This window comes from Parabacteroides sp. AT13 (genome assembly GCF_002272965.1).
In the GTDB taxonomy this organism is placed as follows: Bacteria; Bacteroidota; Bacteroidia; order Bacteroidales; family Tannerellaceae; genus Parabacteroides; species Parabacteroides distasonis.
The window spans coordinates 554,051-575,318 of record NZ_NQMH01000002.1 but is presented as its reverse complement, the minus strand read 5'-3'; the positions used below and the strand labels follow the sequence as shown (position 1 = coordinate 575,318).

At 43.8% G+C, this 21,268-nt stretch carries 19 protein-coding genes and 1 pseudogene; 10 read left to right on the top strand and 10 right to left on the bottom strand.

The window, feature by feature from the left end:
• Positions 1–210 precede the first annotated feature (210 nt).
• On the top strand, positions 211–885 hold the full coding sequence (gene trmD, locus CI959_RS16785) for a tRNA (guanosine(37)-N1)-methyltransferase TrmD (RefSeq protein ID WP_008772076.1): 675 nt from the start codon (positions 211–213) through the stop codon (positions 883–885).
• A gap of 88 nt (positions 886–973) precedes the next feature.
• Here trmD and CI959_RS16780 read toward each other — a convergent pair whose 3' ends face one another.
• Complete coding sequence (locus CI959_RS16780) at positions 974–1,927, bottom strand: NAD-dependent epimerase/dehydratase family protein (protein ID WP_005856666.1); 954 nt, start codon at positions 1,925–1,927, stop codon at positions 974–976.
• A 179-nt stretch (positions 1,928–2,106) separates the two neighbouring features.
• Here CI959_RS16780 and kbl point away from each other — a divergent pair, with 179 nt between their 5' ends.
• Positions 2,107–3,297 (top strand): glycine C-acetyltransferase, encoded by a 1,191-nt coding sequence (kbl, locus tag CI959_RS16775; protein ID WP_005856664.1) that lies wholly within the window; start codon positions 2,107–2,109, stop codon positions 3,295–3,297.
• A 78-nt stretch (positions 3,298–3,375) separates the two neighbouring features.
• Positions 3,376–4,221 (top strand): histidinol-phosphatase, encoded by an 846-nt coding sequence (locus CI959_RS16770; protein WP_057317296.1) that lies wholly within the window; start codon positions 3,376–3,378, stop codon positions 4,219–4,221.
• Here the strand turns inward: CI959_RS16770 and CI959_RS16765 are convergent.
• The 3 genes from CI959_RS16765 to CI959_RS16755 form a co-directional block, all read right to left on the bottom strand.
• Positions 4,218–4,790, bottom strand: a complete 573-nt coding sequence (locus CI959_RS16765; RefSeq protein WP_005856659.1) for a cob(I)yrinic acid a,c-diamide adenosyltransferase — start codon at positions 4,788–4,790, stop codon at positions 4,218–4,220. The genes CI959_RS16770 and CI959_RS16765 overlap by 4 nt on opposite strands.
• 140 nt (positions 4,791–4,930) lie before the next feature.
• Entirely contained in the window at positions 4,931–6,085 is a 1,155-nt protein-coding gene (dnaJ, locus tag CI959_RS16760) for a molecular chaperone DnaJ (RefSeq protein WP_005856657.1), read from the bottom strand.
• 30 nt (positions 6,086–6,115) lie between these two features.
• On the bottom strand, positions 6,116–6,700 hold the full coding sequence (locus CI959_RS16755; protein ID WP_057317297.1) for a nucleotide exchange factor GrpE: 585 nt from the start codon (positions 6,698–6,700) through the stop codon (positions 6,116–6,118).
• Positions 6,701–6,916: 216 nt separating this feature from the next.
• On the opposite strand from CI959_RS16755, the gene CI959_RS16750 reads away from it, so the two are divergent.
• Genes CI959_RS16750 through corA form a run of 3 tightly spaced genes read left to right on the top strand, consistent with a single transcriptional unit; the run spans position 6,917 to position 11,923 of the window.
• The gene (locus CI959_RS16750; RefSeq protein ID WP_005856652.1) at positions 6,917–8,347 is read left to right on the top strand and encodes a DUF4136 domain-containing protein; all 1,431 of its coding nucleotides are present in this window, start codon (positions 6,917–6,919) and stop codon (positions 8,345–8,347) included.
• Positions 8,348–8,362: 15 nt separating this feature from the next.
• Positions 8,363–10,831 (top strand): endonuclease MutS2, encoded by a 2,469-nt coding sequence (locus CI959_RS16745; protein WP_008772073.1) that lies wholly within the window; start codon positions 8,363–8,365, stop codon positions 10,829–10,831.
• Between the two features lie 15 nt (positions 10,832–10,846).
• Positions 10,847–11,923: a magnesium/cobalt transporter CorA gene (gene corA, locus CI959_RS16740; protein WP_008772072.1), complete on the top strand. Its 1,077-nt coding sequence runs from the start codon at positions 10,847–10,849 to the stop codon at positions 11,921–11,923.
• Positions 11,924–11,932: 9 nt separating this feature from the next.
• Here the strand turns inward: corA and CI959_RS16735 are convergent, their stop codons facing one another.
• On the bottom strand, positions 11,933–12,532 hold the full coding sequence (locus CI959_RS16735) for a recombinase family protein (RefSeq protein WP_005856646.1): 600 nt from the start codon (positions 12,530–12,532) through the stop codon (positions 11,933–11,935).
• Positions 12,533–12,643: 111 nt separating this feature from the next.
• Between CI959_RS16735 and CI959_RS16730 the strand changes: the two genes are divergently transcribed.
• Positions 12,644–13,732 carry a winged helix DNA-binding domain-containing protein gene (locus CI959_RS16730; protein ID WP_057317356.1) on the top strand — a complete coding sequence of 363 codons (1,089 nt, stop codon included), beginning with the start codon at positions 12,644–12,646 and terminating at the stop codon, positions 13,730–13,732.
• Here CI959_RS16730 and CI959_RS16725 read toward each other — a convergent pair.
• Positions 13,694–13,969 carry a zinc ribbon domain-containing protein gene (locus CI959_RS16725; protein WP_057317298.1) on the bottom strand — a complete coding sequence of 92 codons (276 nt, stop codon included), beginning with the start codon at positions 13,967–13,969 and terminating at the stop codon, positions 13,694–13,696. The genes CI959_RS16730 and CI959_RS16725 overlap by 39 nt on opposite strands.
• A gap of 6 nt (positions 13,970–13,975) precedes the next feature.
• Positions 13,976–14,818 carry a GyrI-like domain-containing protein gene (locus tag CI959_RS16720; RefSeq protein ID WP_008772069.1) on the bottom strand — a complete coding sequence of 281 codons (843 nt, stop codon included), beginning with the start codon at positions 14,816–14,818 and terminating at the stop codon, positions 13,976–13,978.
• Between the two features lie 200 nt (positions 14,819–15,018).
• Between CI959_RS16720 and CI959_RS16715 the strand changes: the two genes are divergently transcribed.
• Positions 15,019–15,537 (top strand): cupin domain-containing protein, encoded by a 519-nt coding sequence (locus CI959_RS16715; RefSeq protein WP_005856638.1) that lies wholly within the window; start codon positions 15,019–15,021, stop codon positions 15,535–15,537.
• Positions 15,538–15,780: 243 nt separating this feature from the next.
• Here the strand turns inward: CI959_RS16715 and CI959_RS21580 are convergent, their stop codons facing one another.
• Positions 15,781–15,954: a hypothetical protein gene (locus CI959_RS21580; RefSeq protein WP_172580098.1), complete on the bottom strand. Its 174-nt coding sequence runs from the start codon at positions 15,952–15,954 to the stop codon at positions 15,781–15,783.
• A 214-nt stretch (positions 15,955–16,168) separates the two neighbouring features.
• Between CI959_RS21580 and CI959_RS16710 the strand changes: the two genes are divergently transcribed.
• Entirely contained in the window at positions 16,169–17,377 is a 1,209-nt protein-coding gene (locus CI959_RS16710) for a hexokinase family protein (protein WP_057317299.1), read from the top strand.
• Positions 17,378–17,600: 223 nt separating this feature from the next.
• On the opposite strand, the pseudogene CI959_RS22125 reads toward CI959_RS16710, so the two are convergent.
• A pseudogene (locus tag CI959_RS22125) lies at positions 17,601–17,876 on the bottom strand (response regulator transcription factor); the annotation flags it as partial.
• 126 nt (positions 17,877–18,002) lie between these two features.
• On the opposite strand from CI959_RS22125, the gene CI959_RS16695 reads away from it, so the two are divergent.
• Complete coding sequence (locus tag CI959_RS16695; protein ID WP_005856630.1) at positions 18,003–19,199, top strand: PLP-dependent aminotransferase family protein; 1,197 nt, start codon at positions 18,003–18,005, stop codon at positions 19,197–19,199.
• Here CI959_RS16695 and CI959_RS16690 read toward each other — a convergent pair.
• Positions 19,187–20,608, bottom strand: a complete 1,422-nt coding sequence (locus CI959_RS16690; RefSeq protein ID WP_005856628.1) for a PLP-dependent aminotransferase family protein — start codon at positions 20,606–20,608, stop codon at positions 19,187–19,189. The genes CI959_RS16695 and CI959_RS16690 overlap by 13 nt on opposite strands.
• Positions 20,609–21,268 lie beyond the last annotated feature (660 nt).

Genomic DNA, 21,268 nt, shown 5'->3' with positions numbered 1-21,268 from the left:
CGCCGAATTGACGGACAAAAGTACGAATAATAATTCAAACGATACAAAAATATCCTCATGAACTTCTACGAACTCTTAACTGCGCCAACGCATGCGTTTCATTCATTCTTAATTTTCTATCGCGAATCATAGATAATAGAGACTCACTTTACGATGAGTCAGAATAAAGATGTACCTTTGCGGGAGGTTTTAACGTTACAACTATTTTTTATGCGTATAGATATACTTACCGTACTTCCCGAGATGATCGAGGGGATGATTAATTGCTCTATCGTCAAGAGGGCGCAAGATAAAGGATTAGCGGAGATTCATTTACATAACCTACGGGATTACACCACTAATAAATGGAGGCGGGTGGATGATTATCCGTTCGGAGGAGAGGCCGGAATGGTGATGCAGATCGAACCGATAGACCGGGCGATCTCAGCGTTGAAAAGCGAACGGGAATATGACGAGGTAATCTATACCTCCCCGGATGGCGAGACACTCAACCAGCCCATGGCCAACAGCATGTCTTTACTAAATAATATGATTATCCTCTGCGGGCACTATAAAGGGATCGACTATCGTATCCGTGAGCATTTGATAACGAAAGAGATATCCGTAGGAGACTATGTCCTTACCGGAGGAGAGCTGGCCGCCGCTATCATAACCGACGCCGTGGTACGCTTGATACCGGGAGCGATCGGCGACGAGCAAAGCGCCCTCTCCGACTCCTTCCAAGATGACTTACTGGCCCCGCCTGTTTATACACGTCCCGCCGATTACAAAGGTTGGAAAGTACCCGAGGTACTATTATCCGGGCACCAGCGCAAGATCGAAGAATGGCGCTTGCAACAAGCACAAGAGCGTACGGCACGCCTCCGGCCGGATTTATTGAAATAGCAGCGTTAAAAAACAAGGCCGGGGATCATCCCCCCCGATGATACCCCGGCCCCTCTATCCACAAACAATCATGGCTACAACATCACTCTTATTTATTGAAACGTTCTTTCAATTTAGCTAACATGTCTTTTGTCATGGCATCCAAATCATACTCCGGCTTCCAGCCCCACTCTTGGCGGGCGCAAGTATCATCCAAGGAGTTCGGCCACGACTCGGCGATAGCCTGACGCAAAGGATCTACCTCATACTCCATCTGGAATTCAGGCATATATTTCTTGATATTATTAAAGATGATCTCCGGATCGAAACTCATCGACGCAATGTTGAAAGAGTTGCGATGAACGAACTTCGTAGAATCCGCCTCCATAATCTCGATAGCGGCACGCAAGCCGTCCGGCATGTACATCATATCCATGAAAGTACCGGCTGCGATCGGGCAAACGAATTTCTCGCCCTTAGCGGCCGAATAGTAAATATCGACAGCGTAATCCGTCGTACCACCACCCGGAGGTGTTACGTAAGAGATCAATCCGGGGAAACGAACCGAACGTGTGTCCACGCCGAAACGGATATTATAATAATCGCTTAACAACTCGCCGGATACCTTCGTCACGCCGTACATCGTACGAGGATTACGGATCGTATCTTGAGGAGTCTTGTCTTTCGGGGTATTGTTACCGAAAACGCCAATAGAGCTCGGCGTAAATACGGCGCAGTGCATCTCACGGGCCACCTCAAGCACATTGAACAAGCCCCCCATTCCGATCTTCCACGCCAACTGAGGTTTAGCCTCTGCTACAGCCGACAAAAGAGCCGCCAAGTTGTAGATCGTATCAATATTATATTTTGATACCGTCTCAGCGATCTGCTGCTCGTTCGTGATATCCACGATAGCGGAAGGTCCCGATTCTAACAACTCGCCTTTAGGTTCCGCACCCGGGATATAACCCGCTACTATGTTCCCACCGTAGATACTTCTTAATTTCATGGTTAACTCTGATCCGATCTGACCGGTAGAACCAATTACTAATACATTCTTCATCGCGTTTAATGAGATTTAAGTTTTTTTCCGTCGGCAAAGGTATAGAGAATAAAACAGTTTAGACATGAATTTCTTCTCTTTTTTAGTATTAAAATTCAAAAAAAAAACAGACCTTTGTCTGTCGCTTTGACAACGAAGCTACTACTCACATCTAAATACTAATAAAAAACGAAGTTTTTATGTACGGAAAACTTAAAGAATTCTTGACAAATGAACTTGAAGGCATCAAAGCCGCTGGTTTATACAAGAACGAGCGTATCATTACTACGCCGCAGAGAGCCGACATCAAAGTAAATGCCGGAAGTGATGTTTTAAACTTCTGCGCCAACAACTATCTTGGCCTGTCCGATAACCAACGACTGATCAAGGCCGCGAAAGAAGCCATGGATACACACGGTTATGGCATGTCGTCCGTTCGTTTCATCTGTGGAACGCAGGATTTGCACAAGCAATTGGAAGCAGCCATCTCCGACTATTTCAAGACTGAGGACACGATCCTTTACGCCGCATGTTTCGACGCTAACGGTGGTTTGTTCGAGCCATTGTTCGGCGAGGAAGACGCTATCATCTCGGATGCCTTGAACCACGCCTCTATCATCGACGGTGTTCGTTTATGCAAGGCGAAACGTTATCGCTACGCTAACGCCGATATGGCGGACTTGGAGCGTTGCCTACAAGAGGCGCAGGCCCAACGTCACCGTATCATCGCCACGGACGGCGTGTTCTCCATGGACGGCAATGTCGCTCCGATGGACAAGATTTGCGAGCTTGCCGAGAAATATGACGCATTGGTTATGGTGGACGAGTCTCACTCTGCCGGTGTCGTAGGCCCGACGGGTCATGGCGTAGCCGAGCAGTTTGATGTTTACGGACGTGTAGATATCTTCACGGGTACGCTGGGTAAGGCGTTCGGTGGTGCCATGGGTGGCTTCACGACCGGAAAGAAGGAGATTATCGATATGTTACGCCAACGTTCTCGCCCCTACTTGTTCTCCAACTCCGTGGCTCCGGCCATCGTAGGCGCAAGCTTGGAGATGTTCAAGATGTTGAAGGAGAGCGACGCTTTACATACGAAATTAATGAACAACGTAAGCTACTTCCGCGACAAGATGCTGGCAGCCGGTTTCGATATCAAGCCGACTCAATCCGCTATCTGCGCCGTTATGTTGTACGACGCTAAGTTGTCTCAAGATTTCGCCGCCAAGATGCAGGAAGAGGGTATTTACGTAACCGGTTTCTATTACCCGGTAGTACCGAAGGGACAAGCTCGTATCCGTGTACAATTGTCCGCCGGCCACGAGACTGAGCATCTGGACAAGGCTATCGCAGCGTTTATCAAGGTAGGAAAAGAGCTAGGCGTTATCAAATAACACCTCTCTCATTCATCATACAAGGCCACATCCGGGCAAGATGATCTGGATGTGGCTTTTTAATCACTAAGAACAATCATGCAACTCAGTAACTACCATAGTCATTGTACTTTTTGTGATGGAAGAAGTATTCCGGAGGATTTCGTGAGATTCGCCATAACACACGGGTTCCGTGCGTACGGTTTTTCCTCCCACTCGCCGCTTCCGTTCGAGACTTTCTGGAATATGTCTAAAGACGATATGCCGGAGTATCTGCAAGAGATAAAACGACTGAAACAGAAATACAGCGATCAACTGGAAATATATGCCGGTCTGGAGATTGATTATCTGGACGAGACCTATAACGCCTCGATCCCCTATTTCCAAGAGTTGCCCTTGGACTACCGGATCGGTTCCATCCATTTCTTGCCCGTATCAGAGCGTCTGGTCGAAGAGAACATGGTCTGTATAGACGGCTCATTCAGGGAATACGCCCACTCCGTGGAGCGTCATTTCGAGGGAGATGTCCGGTTGCTTGTCAAGCGTTTCTTCGATACCACGATGAAAATGATAGAGGCCGGAGGCATCGATATCGTCGGGCATATGGATAAGATCTATATGAACGGACAGAAGTACGAGATCTTCAATTTTGAGGAGGATTGGTATCGGAAGCCTTTTGAGGCTTGTCTGGATCTGGTTCAGGAGAAAGGATTGATGGTAGAGGTCAACACCAAGAACTGGACCAAGAAAAAAGAGCTTTACCCCCGTGTGGAATACCTATCACGGATGCGGGAAATGAATATCCCTGTCATGGTGAACTCCGATTGCCATTATCCGGATTTGGTGAACGACGGTCGCAAGGAGGTTTTTGAGTTGCTAAAGCAAGCCGGCTTCAAGTCCACCCGTGAGCTCGTGAAAGGCAAATGGCAAGATATCGCCCTCTAGGATTTATTTTTCCGCTTATACAGAAAGGATTGCCAACGCTCCTCGGCGTTCCCTTGACGAAACATGTCATAACGTGCCATCGTAAAGAACAGATCCGATAAACGATTCACGAACGCCATGATCCCGGCAGGAACCGGGTCTTTCCGATTCAATGTCCACAAGCGGCGTTCGGCCCTGCGGGTGATCGTACGGGCCAATTGGAGGTGCGCCGAAACAGGTGTGCCTCCCGGAAGGATAAAATACCCGTTATCCTCCATCTGGGCGGATAGATCATCGATATGGGACTCACAAAAGACGGTCAAATCATCGGGAAGCGGATTCGGATTCTGATCACGGATCGCCGATGGTGTCGCCACATGAGACATCACGGCCATCATCTCACGCTGTATCCTACCCAGCAACACCTGCCATTCATGATCGGGAGGCAGCAACGTACGGACAATACCGATCTCGGCGTTCAACTCATCCAACGTCCCATTCGCCTCGATACGGATGTCATCCTTATCGACACGCTCACCGCCATGTATGCCGGTTTTTCCTTTATCTCCTCCACGGGTATATATTCTCATAGGATACTCATTTTAGGACTTATGAAAAAAGACTACCGTATTCCGGTGATAAACACTATAGTATTCATCTTCAAACACTACTGTGTTTATCCACGAATACTATAGTGTTCTCACACGAACACAGTAGTCTTTTCTATTCGTTAATCAAAGAAGTGCTTAAACTTACTGAAGATTTTCTCTTTCATCGTCTTATTAGGCTGGAAGTTCGGTGAATTCTCCAATCCGTTCAGCGTCTCTTTCTCCGTAGACGACAAAGTCTCGGGGATATATACACTCACGTTCACCAACAAATCGCCCGTACCATAACTATTGATGGAAGGAAGTCCTTTATTACGCAAACGAAGCACCTTACCCGGCTGCGTACCCGGCTCGATCTTCAATTTCGCCTTCCCGTCAATGGTCGGAACCTCTACCGTGGCTCCCAAAGCTGCTTGCGGAACACTCAGCAGGAGGTTGTATAACAGATCGTTCTCATCACGAATCAACTCCGGATGCGGTTCCTCCTCGATAAGGATCAATAAGTCACCGTTGATTCCACCATGTCGTGCGGCGTTGCCTTTACCATTCATGGAGAGTTGCATGCCCTCGGCTACACCGGCAGGGATATTGATCGTGATAATCTCATCGTCGCGAACGACGCCCTCACCATTACACTCCGTACATTTCTTGACAACGATCTTGCCCTCGCCACCACAAGTAGGGCAAGTCGTCTGCGTCTGCATCTGCCCTAGGATCGTGTTGGCGATACGGGTAACGACACCGCTACCTTTACACGTATCACACGTCTTCACACCCTCCGAGCCTTCCGCCCCGCTACCGTGACAATGCGAACAAGGCACATACTTCTTCACCTTGATCTTCTTTTCCACGCCGTTAGCGATCTCTTTCAGGTTCAGCTTCACCTTCACACGCAAGTCCGATCCACGGTTCACACGGCGTCCTCCACGAGAACCGCCGAAACCACCGAAGCCACCAAAACCGCCAAAATGTCCACCAAAGATGTCGCCGAACTGTGAGAAAATATCCTCCATGGACATACCACCACCGAAGCCGCCACCTTGTGAAGCCCCGCCGACACCCGCATGACCGAATTGATCATAACGCTGACGCTTTTGCGGATCGCTCAACACGTCGTATGCCTCAGCCGCCTCCTTAAAGTTCTCCTCCGCTTGCTTATCGCCCGGGTTCTTATCCGGGTGGAATTGTATCGCCTTCTTGCGGTACGCTTTCTTTATCTCATCCGCCGAAGCATTCTTCTCAACGCCCAGCACTTCATAGTAATCCCTTTTAGCCATCCTTGTATTTGTTATTTGCCGATTTTCCGATTATTCTCCCACTACTACTTTAGCGTGACGTATTACCTTGTCAAATAAGGTATATCCAGTTTGTACGCAATCCAATACCTTGCCCTTCATGTCCGGTTCCGGAGCGGGAATCGTAGCGATAGCCTCAAACTCCTCCGTATCGAACGGCTTGCCTATGGCCTCGATCGGCTTCACGCCCTGCTGAGACAGATAGCCCATGAACTTACCGAAAATCAAGTCCACGCCTTCTTTAACGGCCTCTACATCCTCCGCCGCACGGACGTTCTGCAAGGCACGCTCGAAATCGTCGATAATAGGAAGAAGGTTCTTTAACGCACCCTCGCCGCCAGTCTTGATCAAATCGGCCTTCTCACGCATCGTACGTTTACGGTAATTGTCAAACTCTGCCATCAAGCGCAGGTGGGAATCGTTCAATTCGTTATATTTCTTTTGCAAGGCTTCCACCTCGCCCGACACATTGTCAGAGCCGGCAGTTTCATCTGCCGCATTTGACTGTTCTTCCTGCAAATTTGTCGCTTCCTCATTATTCACGTTTTCGTTTTTTGAAGCGTTTTCTTTTTTCTCGTTTGGATTCATCTTGCTCATAATCTATCTGATTTTTTTCATTACTAACTAATTGTAAGCGAAATACGGTACCACATAAATACCCTTAAAAAGTATATACACAGCATCCATATCAAGTTCATACACTATTATAGCAGCAAATATATTGCCAACTATTCCACCACATCAAAAATATCTTTACCTTTGCCTATGTTTTAAACGAAACAGGTATTTTTAGAGTAAATAAAATTCCAGAATATGATGAGAAGTGTGATTTTATCAACGTTGCTATTAGTATTGGCGGTCTGTACGGTTTCCGCCCAAAACAGGAATACATCCATCTGCCGACTAGGCTTCACATACGATATCAGCCAGAGCAAGAACTGGGGAAACAACAAGCCGGTCATTAAAAGTATCATCCCTTATTCATCCGCCGAGCAAGCAGGTATTAAGAAATATGACGTGATCGAGGAGATCAACGGGGTACCCGTGACGGAGGTATCTGTCGACGAGATCCCTCAACTGCTGAATCCCGCCGGAAGAAACGATGTCCTATTGACTATCAGCAACCTTTCCTCTCCTTCTAAACAAGTATTGGTAAAGAAGGACTGCAAGAAAAGTAACGCCATCACGGAAGACCAGCTGGCGTCCGCCTATGCGATGTATAGCTTGGAGACAACCAATGAGCAAGAATTCGTATGCCCGTTCAAGACTACCGTCACATCCGACGGCGTAGATTTCGGTAACTTCAAGACATTCGCCTTCTCGACCATCGACGAGAATAACCGTAAACTGGAAACGGTCATCAACGAATGCATCGAGAACGAGTTGACCAAAAAAGGACTTACGGTTGATATCGCAAAGCCGGATTTATTGATACAGACTTTCTATTTCTTCGATAAGAACCCGAACTATCTGGGAGCGAATAAAGTATTGGTAGAAAAAGAACCGACTTACCGGTACAACTTCTCGCACAGTAAGATGGAGAAATTCCCGTTCTTGAATTACGCCGCCGCCGAAGCGGAAGCCGAATATCTGTTGCAATTCGGTATCCGTATCATCGATCAAAAAGATATCCCCGGACGTGTACTCTGGGAATGTGAGGCGAACGAGTTGCTGGAAGACTCTTATCGTTTAGACGAATACGCCCGGGTGCATGTCCCGTTGATGTGTATGCAATACCCATACACGAAATACGGACGTAACGTACCGTTCAAGGTGAGCAAGAAGACCTATAATTATACGGGGATCAGCTACGATATCGACAAATTGGATCAAGTGGTTGACGTAGATCGTAACTCTCCCGCTTATGCGGCAGGCATCCGTCCTCGTGACATTATAGAAAAGATCGGCCGCCATAAGATGGATCATTCGGCAGAGGAGTTCTCATCCGCCTACAAACGCTTTATCACGAACACGATGCAATATCGTGATCCGAAGACGATGTTTACGGACGCGAACGGTTTCAAATATTGCATGTTTTGGGACGTATTCAAATATCCCCAAATAGCGGATGCGTCGCAAAGCTCCGATTACTTGCCGGCGTTCTCTTATTTATACTATTTCGCCCCTTATATTAATCCGTCCGGCAACAACGCCTGTACATTTAATATAAAGCGTGGCAAGACAAAATTAGAAGTAATTATCCGTCCTACCATTCGCTCTGAAGTGACGGTAGAGATCAAATAAAGATTTTACAAACACGTGATATATCCACAAAATTTTGAACAAAAGACGGGCTTTGATAAGATCCGTCACTTAATCACAGAAAAATGTTTAAGCCCGCTCGGGGAAGAGCGGGTAGCGGAGATGGGATTCTCCGCCGATTTCGAGGTCGTATCCAAGCGATTGGAACAAACCGATGAGTTTATCCGTATCCTACACGGAGACACAGAATTCCCCGCCAGTTATTTCTTCGACGTGCGCTATTCCTTGAAACGGATTCGGCCGGAAGGTACTTGGCTGGATGAACGGGAGTTGTTCGACCTCAAACGTTCCTTGCAAACGATCAATGACATCGTACGCTTCTTCAAGCCCATGGACGATGAGGAAATCAAGTATCCGGCCTTGACTGAATTGGCGGGAGATATCTTTGTCTTCCCCCAATTGATTGGAAAGATCGATAGCATCCTCGATAAATTCGGCAAGGTCAAGGACAGTGCTTCCTCCACCCTATCGCAAATCCGCAGGGAAATGACGATCACGATGAGCGGTATTTCCCGCAGCCTGCAATCCATCCTCCGTGCGGCACAATCGGACGGGGTTGTCGATAAGGACGTGACACCGACCATGCGCGACGGTCGTTTGATGATCCCGGTAGCCCCGGCCTTCAAACGAAAGATAAAAGGTATCGTACATGATGAGTCCGCCAGTGGCAAGACGGTCTTTATAGAGCCGGAGGTGGTCGTGGAAGCGAATAACCGCATCCGGGAACTGGAAGGGGAAGAACGCCGGGAAATCATTAAGATACTGACGGAATTCACGAACGTGATCCGTCCTTTAGCTCCGGATATCCTACAATCTTACGAGTTTCTTGCCGACATTGACTTCATTCGTGCGAAAGCGTTATTCGCGGAGCAAGTCAAGGCGATCAAGCCGATCGTGGAGGATAAGCGACAAATGGATTGGGTACGTGCCGTGCATCCGCTCTTATTCCTGTCTTTACAGAAACAGGGCAAGCAGGTAGTTCCCCTCGATATCGAGCTGACCGAGGGAAAACGGATCTTGATCATATCCGGTCCGAACGCCGGTGGTAAATCCGTTTGCCTGAAAACGGTCGGATTACTTCAATACATGTTGCAATGTGGTTTATTGATTCCTTTGCATGAGCGATCAAGAACCGGGATCTTCGAGCATATATTCATCGATATAGGCGATGAGCAAAGCATCGAGAACGATTTGAGTACCTACAGTTCCCACCTTACCAACATGAAGTATTTCGTGAAGAATTGTAACGAGCGGACCATTATCCTAATCGATGAGTTCGGTAGCGGTACGGAACCCCAGATTGGCGGCGCTATCGCCGAGGCTTTATTGGATCGCTTCAACCGGAATCATAGCTTTGGGGTAATCACGACCCACTACCAGAATTTGAAGCATTTCGCCGAGGATACGGAAGGTATCGTAAACGGTGCCATGTTGTACGACCGCCATTTGATGCAGCCCTTGTTCAAGCTTTCTATCGGAAATCCGGGTAGCTCTTTTGCCGTAGAGATCGCACGCAAGATCGGTCTGCCCGAGGACGTGATAGCCGACGCTTCCGCGAACGTCGGAGCGGATTATATCAATATGGACAAATACCTGCAAGATATCGTACGCGATAAACGGTACTGGGAAAGCAAACGGCAGAATATCCGTCAGCAGGAGAAAAAACTGGAAGATGTCACTTCCCGTTATGAACAAGACTTGGAAGCCGTAAACAAGCAACGGAAAGAGATCATCCGGGAGGCAAAGGCCGAGGCCCAACGTATTCTAGCGGAGGCTAACGCCAAGATCGAGAATACCGTCCGTGAGATCAAGGAGGCCCAAGCGGAAAAAGAACAGACCAAACTGGCCCGCAAAGCCTTGGAAGAGTTCAAGAACTCCGTCATGGCGACCGAAGAAGAAGACGATAAGATCGCACGCAAGATGGCGAAGCTCAAGGAACGGAACGAACGGAAGAAACAGAAACAAAAAGTGACGGCCCAGCCGATATTTAATAAAGAGGTGATAGAGGTCGGCGACAATGTACGCCTTAAAGGGCAGGTTTCCGCCGGAACCGTTATGGAACTACAAGGAAAGCAGGCCGTAGTAGCATTCGGGATGATCAAAAGCACGGTTAAGCTGGAGCAGTTGGAAAAGGTAAGCAAAGGCCAGATCAAACGGGAAATCCAGAAAAGCACGTTCGTCAGCTCCCAGACCACTGACAATATGCATGAGAAGAAGATAAACTTTAAGCAAGAAATCGATGTGAGAGGAATGAGGGGCGATGAGGCATTGCAAAGCGTGACTTATTTTATCGACGACGCCATTCAAGTCGGGGCAGGCAAGGTTCGCATCTTGCATGGAACCGGTACGGGTATCTTACGTCAGCTAATCCGGGATTATCTGCGCACGGTTCCCGGTGTCCGTCGTTTTCAAGACGAGCATGTGCAGTTCGGAGGCGCCGGCATCACCGTTGTTGAATTCGATTAAAAAGAGATCCTTATTATGAGACGGAATGAATATACACACAGGAGAAGACATATATCCAACCGGCATTTATCGGACAAGTATTATTACGCCGGCGAACATGAGACAGCAACCGGCATCCGTCTCACGCAATACAACGAACAATCTTTGCATACGAAAGAGGTGCGGATAACCGACACCTCTTTCAGCAAACTATCCGACCCGGATCAGATCAATTGGTTCGAGGTTAGCGGATTGACCAACGCGGATGCCATTACCCGTATCGTAAAAGATTTCGGACTGCATAATCTGGACGCTAAGGATATCTTGACTCCCCAACACGTGGTCAAGGTAGAGGAATACAAAGGACGAATGCTTATCGTATTAAACTCCTGCTATTACGATGTCAATAACGAGATGCGGTCTGAGCACATCAGTATACTGGTAGCGAACAATACGGTTATCACTTTTACGGAAAGCAACAACCCCGTATTCGAGGCCGCTCATAAAGCGCTACTATCCAACATGCTGAACATCCGGAAAAAAGGCAGTGGATTGCTGCTCGCTTTCCTTCTAAACACCATCATAGCGAATTTAGTAGAATCCGCCTCAAAGGTAGAAGAGATACTAGAGGATATAGAAGAGACTTTGCTCGATCCTAAGAACGATCAGGGTAATATGGGTTCCCTAATCCAACAACACCGCCATGAGTACATGATTATCCGTAAGAATAGCCTACCGCTGAAAGATCAATTCTCAAAACTATTACGAACAGAGAACGGGATTATCACCCCGGATATCCTGCCGATCTATAATGACCTGCAAGACCAACTCCAATTCGTTATCCAAACAACGGAAAGCTGCCGGGAAATCACCTCTTCCCTTGTCGATCTTTATATATCCAATAACGATCTTAGGATGAACGCCATCATGAAACGGCTGACGATTGTCTCCACCCTTTTCATCCCTTTGACATTCTTGGTGGGCGTATGGGGTATGAACTTCAAGATAATGCCGGAATTGGATTGGCGTTACGGTTATTTCATAGCTTGGGCCGTCATGATAGCTACCGGAGTATTGACTTGGCTATATATGAAACGAAAGGATTGGTATTAAAACCAATCCTTACGATCTGAAGAATTTCTTCCTATACTTATAAAAAGTATTCTTAGAGACGTTGAAATGCTCGCAAATCGATCCTACCGATTCTCCCCGCTCCAACATGTTCATGATCTCCCCCTTATGGGCGTCTAAGAAGAACAACTTGGATTCCGAGCCTTTAGGACGTCCCAACCGCTTTCCCGTACTTTTCACCTGTTCCAAGGCGTCTTTTGTACGTATGGAAACCAGACTGTGATCAATCTCGTCTACTTGCTTGAAGACATTAATCATCAATTGGCGATCCATCCGGTCATCGAATATATAACGGTCGTTTATACAATAGACCGTCACGTCCTTCTCCATGCAAACGGTAAGTATCCCCATCAACTCATATAAGGTAAGACACAAACGGGTAATATCCGATACGATCAAGGCATCCCCTTTCTTCAAGCGTTCGAGAACAAGTTTTAACTTTGGTCCCGGCTGTTTCGCTTTCTCTCCGGATACTTCCATGACCCATTTATCCACATGGATATCTTTGGCCGCGGCAAAAGAAGAGATCTCTTCCCTTTGAATATCCAAGTGTTGCCGGTCTGTAGCCACATTTAAATACGCTATCGTCATAAATTTCACTAATTGTTTCTAGCGTGAAGGTACAAAAAGAATGAGTATATCTTCAAGATTATGGGATGTTTAACGCTTTATTTCGTACATTTGCGTTTATATTCATATATTATGATAACACATATACGAGTAGCTAGCCAACAATTGGAACAACCCCGATTCGAGTCCCCGAAAGAGTTGGTCTCTTGGATGGGCGCTATCCAGGCGCAGGAGTATGAGATGGCCAAATGGGCGATCGGTATTCGCTTGAGATCCTCTTCCCTTGAAAAGGTAAATGAGGCTTTGTACAAAGGTGATATTCTACGTACCCATGTGATGCGTCCTACTTGGCATTTCGTGGCCGCCGAGGATATCCGTTGGATGCTTATGCTATCTTCCGAGCGTATCAAGGCTGCCGTTATGTCGTACGCCAAGGGACATTTCGGGAAGATAGAAAAAACGCTGTTCACAAGATGCCTAGATCAGATCGGAAAGATACTGGAAGGATACAAAAGCCTGACCAAACAAGAAGTAACGGCGGAATTGCAAAAATCCGGGATTTTGCCCACCATAGATCACGTAAACCTTTTCCTTACATGGGGTGAGGTGGAAGGCATCGTCTGTAGCGGGATCGATAAAGGAAAGAAAACGACTTACGCCTTATTGGACGAACGTGTCCCTCCTACTCGTGAACTTTGCAGGGAAGAGGCTCTGGCGAGATTGGCATCCAGATATTTTCAAAGCCACTCCCCTGCCCAGTTACAGGATTTTGTTTGGTGGTCCGGGCTAACCGCTACCGAGTGTAGGCTCGCTATCAATCTGATCAAGGCGGAGTTAATGACCGAGACGTTCGATTCCCGTGAATATTTCATCCACCAATCATGGAAAGGAAAAAATGAGAGCGAACCTGTACTGCGTCTCCTCCCCGCCTTCGATGAATACTTGATCAGTTACAAAAACCGCACGGACGTATTGCCGCTAGAACATCATCCAAAAGCGTTCAACCGATTCGGCACCTTCTACCCGGTTATCTTGTATAACGGAAAGATAATAGGCAATTGGGGCCGCTCCGTCAAGAAAAACTCCATCCAAATAGAAATGGACTTTTTCGAGAAGAAGCCCCGCATTCCAGTGAAACTAATCCAGCAGGCCGAAGCGCAGATAAACGCTTTTTATGGAGGCTTATCGCACCACCCAGCGCTTCAATGTCGGGAAAAATAATTTCATATTCGCTACGGCCTCCTCTTTCGTATAATGAAAGTCCGCATCTTTATTGAACTCATCGACAAACTGGGCACAATGATCGATCATCTGATCCATCGTACAGTCCATCGTGAAGGCCCCGTCCTTATAACAATAGCAACAATATTCCTCATTCTTGCTTCCGTCATGGTTCGTTCCTAACTCCTCATTCTTTTGCAGCGGCATACCGCAGCTTTGGCAAAATTTTGTTTCCATACTAATTTATTTTATTGGTATATAAATCTTTGTCACTTGCGTATCGTCATCCTCTTCCGAATAACTCACATATTCCTCAAACGCCATTCCATGCCGTTTGGTATAATTGAAATCTATATTTATAGTATTATATAGTTCTTGTAATCCCGCATAACTACCTTTTAAGGTATAAACCGCATATTTTCCTTTCTGCAAACGAATCGTACCGAACATCCCTGATGGAATAATCTCCTTCCCGACCGAAGCGCAAGCATAAAAACGACATTGGTCCGGATGAGTGACGTTCGGGTCATCAAAACTTAGACCAATAAAGCGGGTGTCCTCTGATAACGCTTGATTCTCTTTTAAGAATCCGATCAACAGATTCCATGCCTCCTCATAGGGTTCGGCCTCACCATATTTTCCAAAAATCCGGATATAAACCAAATCTAAATCATCTACCTCACAAACCTCAACTTCAAGATCGTGTGGATTACTCCACTTCTCGGTCTCTTCTCTCAGACGTGCTCGCAACTTATCCATATAAGCTTTCGGAGATACGCTGAATTGTTTCTTGAACGCTTTCGAGAAAGATTGGGGGTTATCATAGCCTACCCGACTCGCTAGATCTGCCAGACTCATATCTTCCGTATGCATATATAGAACCGCTCGCTCTACACGTTGCCTCGCCACATAAGCATATAATGACTCATTCAAGGCTCCTTTCATAATACGTAGTAGCTGCCGCTCGGACACGTTTACTTGCCCGGCTATTATATCCAGTCGTAAAGGGAGATGCAAATTCGCATTGATATAATCAATTACTTGATTGATTTTCCGTTGATATATGTTTTCCGTATCAGGCTTCATCCTATAGATTCTTATGATGACAAAAATACATAATCCCAACAGACTGACAATTGTCCAATCTCGCCAATTTGAGATATCCCCTATATTTGTTTAAAAGCCATCAACTTCAAGATTCTATAGATTGTAAAATCAGTAATTCTGTTACACTTATCAGTAATTGGTATACAAAAGTAATGGAATATCTTAAATAATTTTGTGATATGGATAAAATCAAGAAAACAAATATGAATATAAAGAAAATAACCATTGCCATGTTGATCACATTAATCTCTATTGGCAATATAAACGCACAAGAAATGAAAACTGAAATTCCAAAAATTAGTGAATTCCCTACAGGAAATGAAAACACCGGGTTTGAACAATATTTCTCGGGGAAGTCTTGGCTAGCGCCATTAACAAGCAATAAGGATTTAAACGTACCAATGTTTAACGTAACGTTTGAACCTAACTGCCGAAACAACTGGCACACGCATACAGGAGGGCAGATACTCATCGCCGTAGGTGGTGTGGGTTATTATCAAGAACGAGGTAAAAGCGCCCGTCGTTTACTACCCGGGGATGTTGTCGAAATCGCACCAAACGTAGAGCATTGGCACGGCGCCTCACCGGACAGTTGGTTTTCGCATATCGCCGTAGAATGCAATCCCCAAACCAACAAAAATACTTGGCTTGAGCCGGTAAGTGATGAGGAATATGGGAAGGCCGTAAATGATAAGTAGTAAATTTTCCTTATCGTTTACACAAACCGAGCCTAAAAGACACTCCAGTTTCCATAGGAAGAAACTGCAGTTTCTTCCTATGGAAACTGGAGTTCCCTCCTTGGGAAACTACAGTTTTCTGCTAAAAAAACTATAGTTTCATAAGGTAGAATTACGATAAAACTGTAATACACTAGTAAACAATATATTGAATAAACATTTCCTCATCCTATAAAAGAAGTTGGAATCTCTCTATCAAAGAATTCAATCCGTACAATTAATATCATTAACAGATTCATTCTCATACACAGACTTTTGTGATTTTATAAATATATCACGGTACTCATCAAGTAAGTTAATGTCCTGCAAATCATTAACGCCTAAAATCTCACGGATTAAATCCGCCTTGCCTGCTTCTATCTCCACTTTCGGTATCATATATCTTAATTTAGATTAATAAATAAAATCATCTGTTTGGTGTTTTAAACAGACATCGTCACCCTTTTGTTTATACAAAATTTAAATTTAACACAACAAATTTTACAGTATCGAAATTTATCCCCTTAACTTAATCAACCAATAAGGATAGTCAAATCCCTTTCTAAATTGTTATTCACTAACAAGGATATTTCAAAATCAAAAAATCAATCTTATGGAGAAAAATATTTTCTGGTTAGAAAATGACCAACTCAAAGAGATAGCCAGTTCATTTCGGGAAAAGGTTGAAGAGGGATTAAAACATGAAAATGCGGAGATACAATGCATACCGACTTTTATCTCTCCCAAAACCTCTGATATTAATGGAAAAGCATTGGTTCTCGATTTAGGAGGAACCAACTATAGAGTAGCGACCGTCGATCTTGGACAAGGATCACCAACCATCCATCCCAACAATGGGTGGAAAAAAGACATGTCGATCATGAAATCACCGGGATATACTCGTGAGGAGCTATTTAAAGAATTAGCCGATATGATTGTCGGGATAAAACGGGATGAGGAAATGCCAATCGGCTATTGTTTTTCTTATCCAGCAGAATCCGTACTCAGTGGAGACGCCAAATTGTTACGTTGGACAAAAGGAGTCGACATTAAAGAAATGGTAGGGCAATTAGTAGGCAAACCACTTCTCGACTACCTAAACGAACATTGTAAAATCAAATTTACAGGTATTAAAGTATTAAACGATACTATCGCCAGCTTGTTTGCCGGCCTAACCGACAATAGCTATGACGCCTATATCGGTCTGATCGTAGGAACAGGCACCAACATGGCCACTTTCATTCCGGCGGATAAAATAAAGAAATTAGATCCGAGCTATAATATACAAGGCTTAGTCCCTGTCAACCTAGAGTCGGGTAACTTCCATCCTCCATTCCTCACGACAGTCGATGATACGGTTGACGCCATTTCAGGCAGCCTTGGAAAACAGCGGTTTGAGAAAGCGGTTTCGGGTATGTATCTAGGCGATATATTGAAAGCAACTTTCCCTTTGGATGAGTTTGAGAATAAATTCGATGCCCAAAAATTGACCGCTATCATGAACTATCCGGATATTCACAAGGACGTATATGTAGATGTAGCTCATTGGATCTACAACAGATCAGCACAATTAGTCGCCGCATCGCTACTGGGCCTTATTCAGTTACTGAGATCATATAATAAAGATATACGAAAAATCAGTTTAGTAGCCGAAGGTAGTCTATTTTGGAGCGAGAATAGAAAAGATAAAAACTATAACATTCTTGTTCTGGAGAAATTACAAGAACTCCTTAATGAATCCGCATTAGCGGATATAGAAATCCATATCAACAATATAAATAACGCAAACTTGATAGGAACAGGTATAGCGGCGCTCTCTTGAAATCAATATGAATGAAGTGAATCTTGAACTATAAAATTACGTTTTTCAAAATAAATAGAAAGTGCGGGTATTCTTTACATACGACACCCGCACTACTTTTTCCGCAGAAAAATGATTGTATAATTCACTTATAGCGCATCGCACAAATGGGTTCAGCCCCAGAGAATGAAATATAACCGTAATCATATCAATATTAGCTAGTGGTTTGGATTGGATATCGTAATCAATAGAGAATACCGAAATTTCCCGCCTTATTGATAGCTTCGATCGCATTATCTACATTTAGCTTTGCCAATATATTCTTTCGGTGATTATTTACCGTATAAATACTAAGATTTAGCTTATAAGCGATCTCTTTGCTCAGAAAACCTTACCGAATTAATATTAGTATTTCTTTCTCACGCTTGGTTAATTGAGGTTCGGCTAGAACAATCGTCGACGCAAGTATCAGTCCTGTCTTTCTATTGATAACTGTCCGTTTAATTCTTTCGGTAGGCGATACAATCGGGATAATACTTGGTTCCGAAAATCTGTACCCGCTGATATTGTGCAAATTGTATCTGTTCTCATTTATCTATTATGCTTTACTTTGCATTATTTTAGTTTTCAAATATATTTAATGATTATGAAGTTGAAATTTGCCAAAAGAATGTCTTATATAAAGGCTTCGGAAATAAGAGAAATACTCAAAGTTACAGAACGGGAAGATGTTATTTCATTTGCTGGTGGACTACCTGCCCCTGAGCTATTCCCCATAGATGAAATTAACAAAATGAATCAGGTCGTTTTGCAAGAAGCAGGAGCAAAAGCTCTTCAATATACGACTACTGAAGGGTATTATCCTTTACGTGAATGGATTGCCAAACGAATGAATGAACGCTTAGGGACATCGTTCGATAAGGATAATATTCTTATAACTCACGGTTCGCAACAAGGATTAGATTTATCCGGAAAAGTATTTCTGGACGATGGTGATATCGTATTGTGTGAAAGCCCCACCTATTTAGCAGCAATTAGCGCATTCAAATCATATGGGAGTGGCTTCATTGAAATTCCAACAGATGAAGAAGGCATGGATATGGCTACTTTGGAAGAGGTACTGAATAATACTCAAAATATAAAACTAATATATGTAATACCAACCTTTCAAAATCCCACTGGAAAAACATGGAGTTTGGAAAGACGAAAAAAACTGGCTGAACTATCTGCTTTATATGATATTCCTGTTATTGAAGATAACCCTTATGGAGAATTAAGGTTTGAAGGAGAGTCTTTACCCTCTATAAAGTCTTTTGATAAGGTAGGTAATATCTTATGCACTGGTAGTTTTTCTAAAATCTTTTGTCCGGGCTTTCGGATTGGGTGGATTGCAGGTGATAAAGATATTATCCGCAAGTATGTGTTAGTTAAGCAGGGCACTGATTTGCAGTGTAACACAATAGCTCAAATGACTATTGCCGAATATCTAAAACGATATGATATTGATGAGCATATTAGCAAAATAGTAGAAGTCTACAGAAAACGCAGAGATATAGCTTTAGAATGTATTGAACGCTATTTTCCTAATGACATAAAATATACTCATCCTCAAGGCGGGTTATTTACTTGGATTGAATTACCCGAAAATATTTCAGCGCATGACATCCTGCAAAAATGCATTGAACAGAAAATAGCCTTTGTACCCGGCAGTTCATTTTATCCTGTTGAGCACAAAGAAAATACTTTTAGAATAAATTACTCTAATATGCCAGAAGATAGAATCATGAAAGGACTTCAAGTAATAGGGGAAGTACTAAAAGAATACATACATCAGTTAAAGTGATTTTTAATTATATCCCCCAATTGTTTTAAGCGTTCTTCAAGAAGTGGAGTCCATCGTTGTCCATAGCTTAAACGCATACAATTGGTATATTGCTCTTGTAATGTAAACATACGTCCGGGGGCTATGCTTATTTTTCGCTGCATAGCCCGATAATAAAGTTCTGTTGTATCAATCTGTTTGTCTAATTCCACCCAAAGCATAAATCCTCCTTGTGGAGTAACAATTTTTGTATTCTCGGGGAAGTAATCCATGATGGAATGGGCAAAATGAATACTGTTTGCGTATAATTCTTGTCGCAGTTTACGTAAATGGTTTTCGTATCTGTCATTCTCCATGAAATTGGCAACCGCTTCTTGATTAAGCGCAGGCGTAGAAATAAGGTGAATATTCTTTTGGCGAATAATAGCATGTTTAAATTTGCCGGGAGCAATCCATCCTACCCGATACCCCGGCGCTAATGTTTTAGATACCGCACCACACCATAAAACAAGCCCCTTCTTGTCAAAAGCCTTGCAGGGCTTAGGACGTGAATTTCCAAAAAATAAATCACCATATAAATCATCCTCGATCAAAGGTATATCATATCCGGCCAGCATATCAACAACTACCCTTTTATGTTCATCAGGCATACAACTTCCCAATGGGTTATTAAAGTTGCTTATAAGCAGGCAAGCTTTAATTTGTGGTAAAACTTTTTTCAGCGCATCTGGATCAATCCCTGTTACTGGATTGGTAGGTAATTCCAATATACGTAACCCCATACTATTGGCTAATTGTAACATTCCAAAATAGACCGGACTTTCAACCGCAATAGTATCTCCTACCTTAGTAATTACAGATAAAGCTAAAGCAACCGCATTAGTAACTCCGGCAGTTGTCACTATATCATCTTCTGTCAAGTTTCCCTTCCAACTATACGTAAAACGAGCTATAGATTTACGTAATCGCATATTTCCCTGTGTTTCATCATACCGGGTTCCATTACCCGGAAGTGCCTGCATAGCTCTTATAAGTTCTTTATTAAGTTTTGCAATTGGTAATAAAATATCTTCGGGCATTCCTAATGAAAATCGAGTGATCGATTTATCTCCTATTTCTAACGAGCTGTATACGTCAGCAATCAAATCTACCACCTCTTTGCTCTCAGGCTTTACAGACGGTTGTGTTGTCGCTGGAACAGATAGGCGTATGGGTTTGTAATTGACAATATACCCTGATTTTGGGCGTGATATTATAAATCCGTCTTTTTCCAATTCATAATATGCCTGAATTGCCGTATTAAGACTTACACCATTTTCATTGCTAATAGTGCGTAAAGAAGGTAGTTTCTCACCAGCTTTCCACACGCCTTTCTTAATTTGACAGGCAATAGTTCTCGCTATTTCTTGATATAGGATTTCTTTTTTCATACTTGTTAGGTGTTATCTGTATCCTGCAAATATACAAAAATCGTGTCTGTATCTGTTTTGGACTTTGAAATACTTTTACAGAATGACTTTTGTATTGCTTTGCTATTCTTAAATGGAAGAAAGGTATTCAAGTAAACAACTGAATTTAACCACCATTAATAAAAAAATCACAGTAAAACAGGTTTCAGATGATAATATCTAAAATCAATACAGAGATTGAAACCTTCTGCATAGATAGTGATTTCCGACAATCGTACCCCCTAATCGTTTTTTTGGGAAGGGGGTACGATTTGGATACTCAACCGTGTCTTTTCGTGCCCCTTTTTTGTCTTTTAAGCAAGACTGAAACAAAAAAAAAAGTCCTACAATACGTTGATATTGTAGGACTTGTCTCTTTTTTGTCGCCGTTTGGCTTTGTTCTTATGTGATCCGCCTGGGATTCTCCTTGCAGAGTTAACATGCTGATATTTAAAAGTTTATATTTTAGCTTCAAGCATATCCCATGAATTATCCCACTAATTTGCTACGTGTTTTTGCGGTAGTTTGCTCATGGAGAATACTGAATACAAAGATAATGACTTCTTGGATTTTTGCAAAGTTTAAATAAGTATTTCTCATGAGCTAATATTTTGTTTTTTATAGTTGAATAAAAACCATAGT

Bases quoted from the DNA above. Each gene is read 5' to 3' on its own strand.
- trmD (WP_008772076.1), top strand. From the start codon at position 211: ATGCGTATAGATATACTTACCGTACTTCCCGAGATGATCGAGGGGATG.
- CI959_RS16780 (WP_005856666.1), bottom strand. From the start codon at position 1,927: ATGAAGAATGTATTAGTAATTGGTTCTACCGGTCAGATCGGATCAGAG.
- kbl (WP_005856664.1), top strand. From the start codon at position 2,107: ATGTACGGAAAACTTAAAGAATTCTTGACAAATGAACTTGAAGGCATC.
- CI959_RS16770 (WP_057317296.1), top strand. From the start codon at position 3,376: ATGCAACTCAGTAACTACCATAGTCATTGTACTTTTTGTGATGGAAGA.
- CI959_RS16765 (WP_005856659.1), bottom strand. From the start codon at position 4,790: ATGAGAATATATACCCGTGGAGGAGATAAAGGAAAAACCGGCATACAT.
- dnaJ (WP_005856657.1), bottom strand. From the start codon at position 6,085: ATGGCTAAAAGGGATTACTATGAAGTGCTGGGCGTTGAGAAGAATGCT.
- CI959_RS16755 (WP_057317297.1), bottom strand. From the start codon at position 6,700: ATGAGCAAGATGAATCCAAACGAGAAAAAAGAAAACGCTTCAAAAAAC.
- CI959_RS16750 (WP_005856652.1), top strand. From the start codon at position 6,917: ATGATGAGAAGTGTGATTTTATCAACGTTGCTATTAGTATTGGCGGTC.
- corA (WP_008772072.1), top strand. From the start codon at position 10,847: ATGAGACGGAATGAATATACACACAGGAGAAGACATATATCCAACCGG.
- CI959_RS16735 (WP_005856646.1), bottom strand. From the start codon at position 12,532: ATGACGATAGCGTATTTAAATGTGGCTACAGACCGGCAACACTTGGAT.
- CI959_RS16730 (WP_057317356.1), top strand. From the start codon at position 12,644: ATGATAACACATATACGAGTAGCTAGCCAACAATTGGAACAACCCCGA.
- CI959_RS16725 (WP_057317298.1), bottom strand. From the start codon at position 13,969: ATGGAAACAAAATTTTGCCAAAGCTGCGGTATGCCGCTGCAAAAGAAT.
- CI959_RS16720 (WP_008772069.1), bottom strand. From the start codon at position 14,818: ATGAAGCCTGATACGGAAAACATATATCAACGGAAAATCAATCAAGTA.
- CI959_RS16715 (WP_005856638.1), top strand. From the start codon at position 15,019: ATGGATAAAATCAAGAAAACAAATATGAATATAAAGAAAATAACCATT.
- CI959_RS21580 (WP_172580098.1), bottom strand. From the start codon at position 15,954: ATGATACCGAAAGTGGAGATAGAAGCAGGCAAGGCGGATTTAATCCGT.
- CI959_RS16710 (WP_057317299.1), top strand. From the start codon at position 16,169: ATGGAGAAAAATATTTTCTGGTTAGAAAATGACCAACTCAAAGAGATA.
- CI959_RS16695 (WP_005856630.1), top strand. From the start codon at position 18,003: ATGAAGTTGAAATTTGCCAAAAGAATGTCTTATATAAAGGCTTCGGAA.
- CI959_RS16690 (WP_005856628.1), bottom strand. From the start codon at position 20,608: ATGAAAAAAGAAATCCTATATCAAGAAATAGCGAGAACTATTGCCTGT.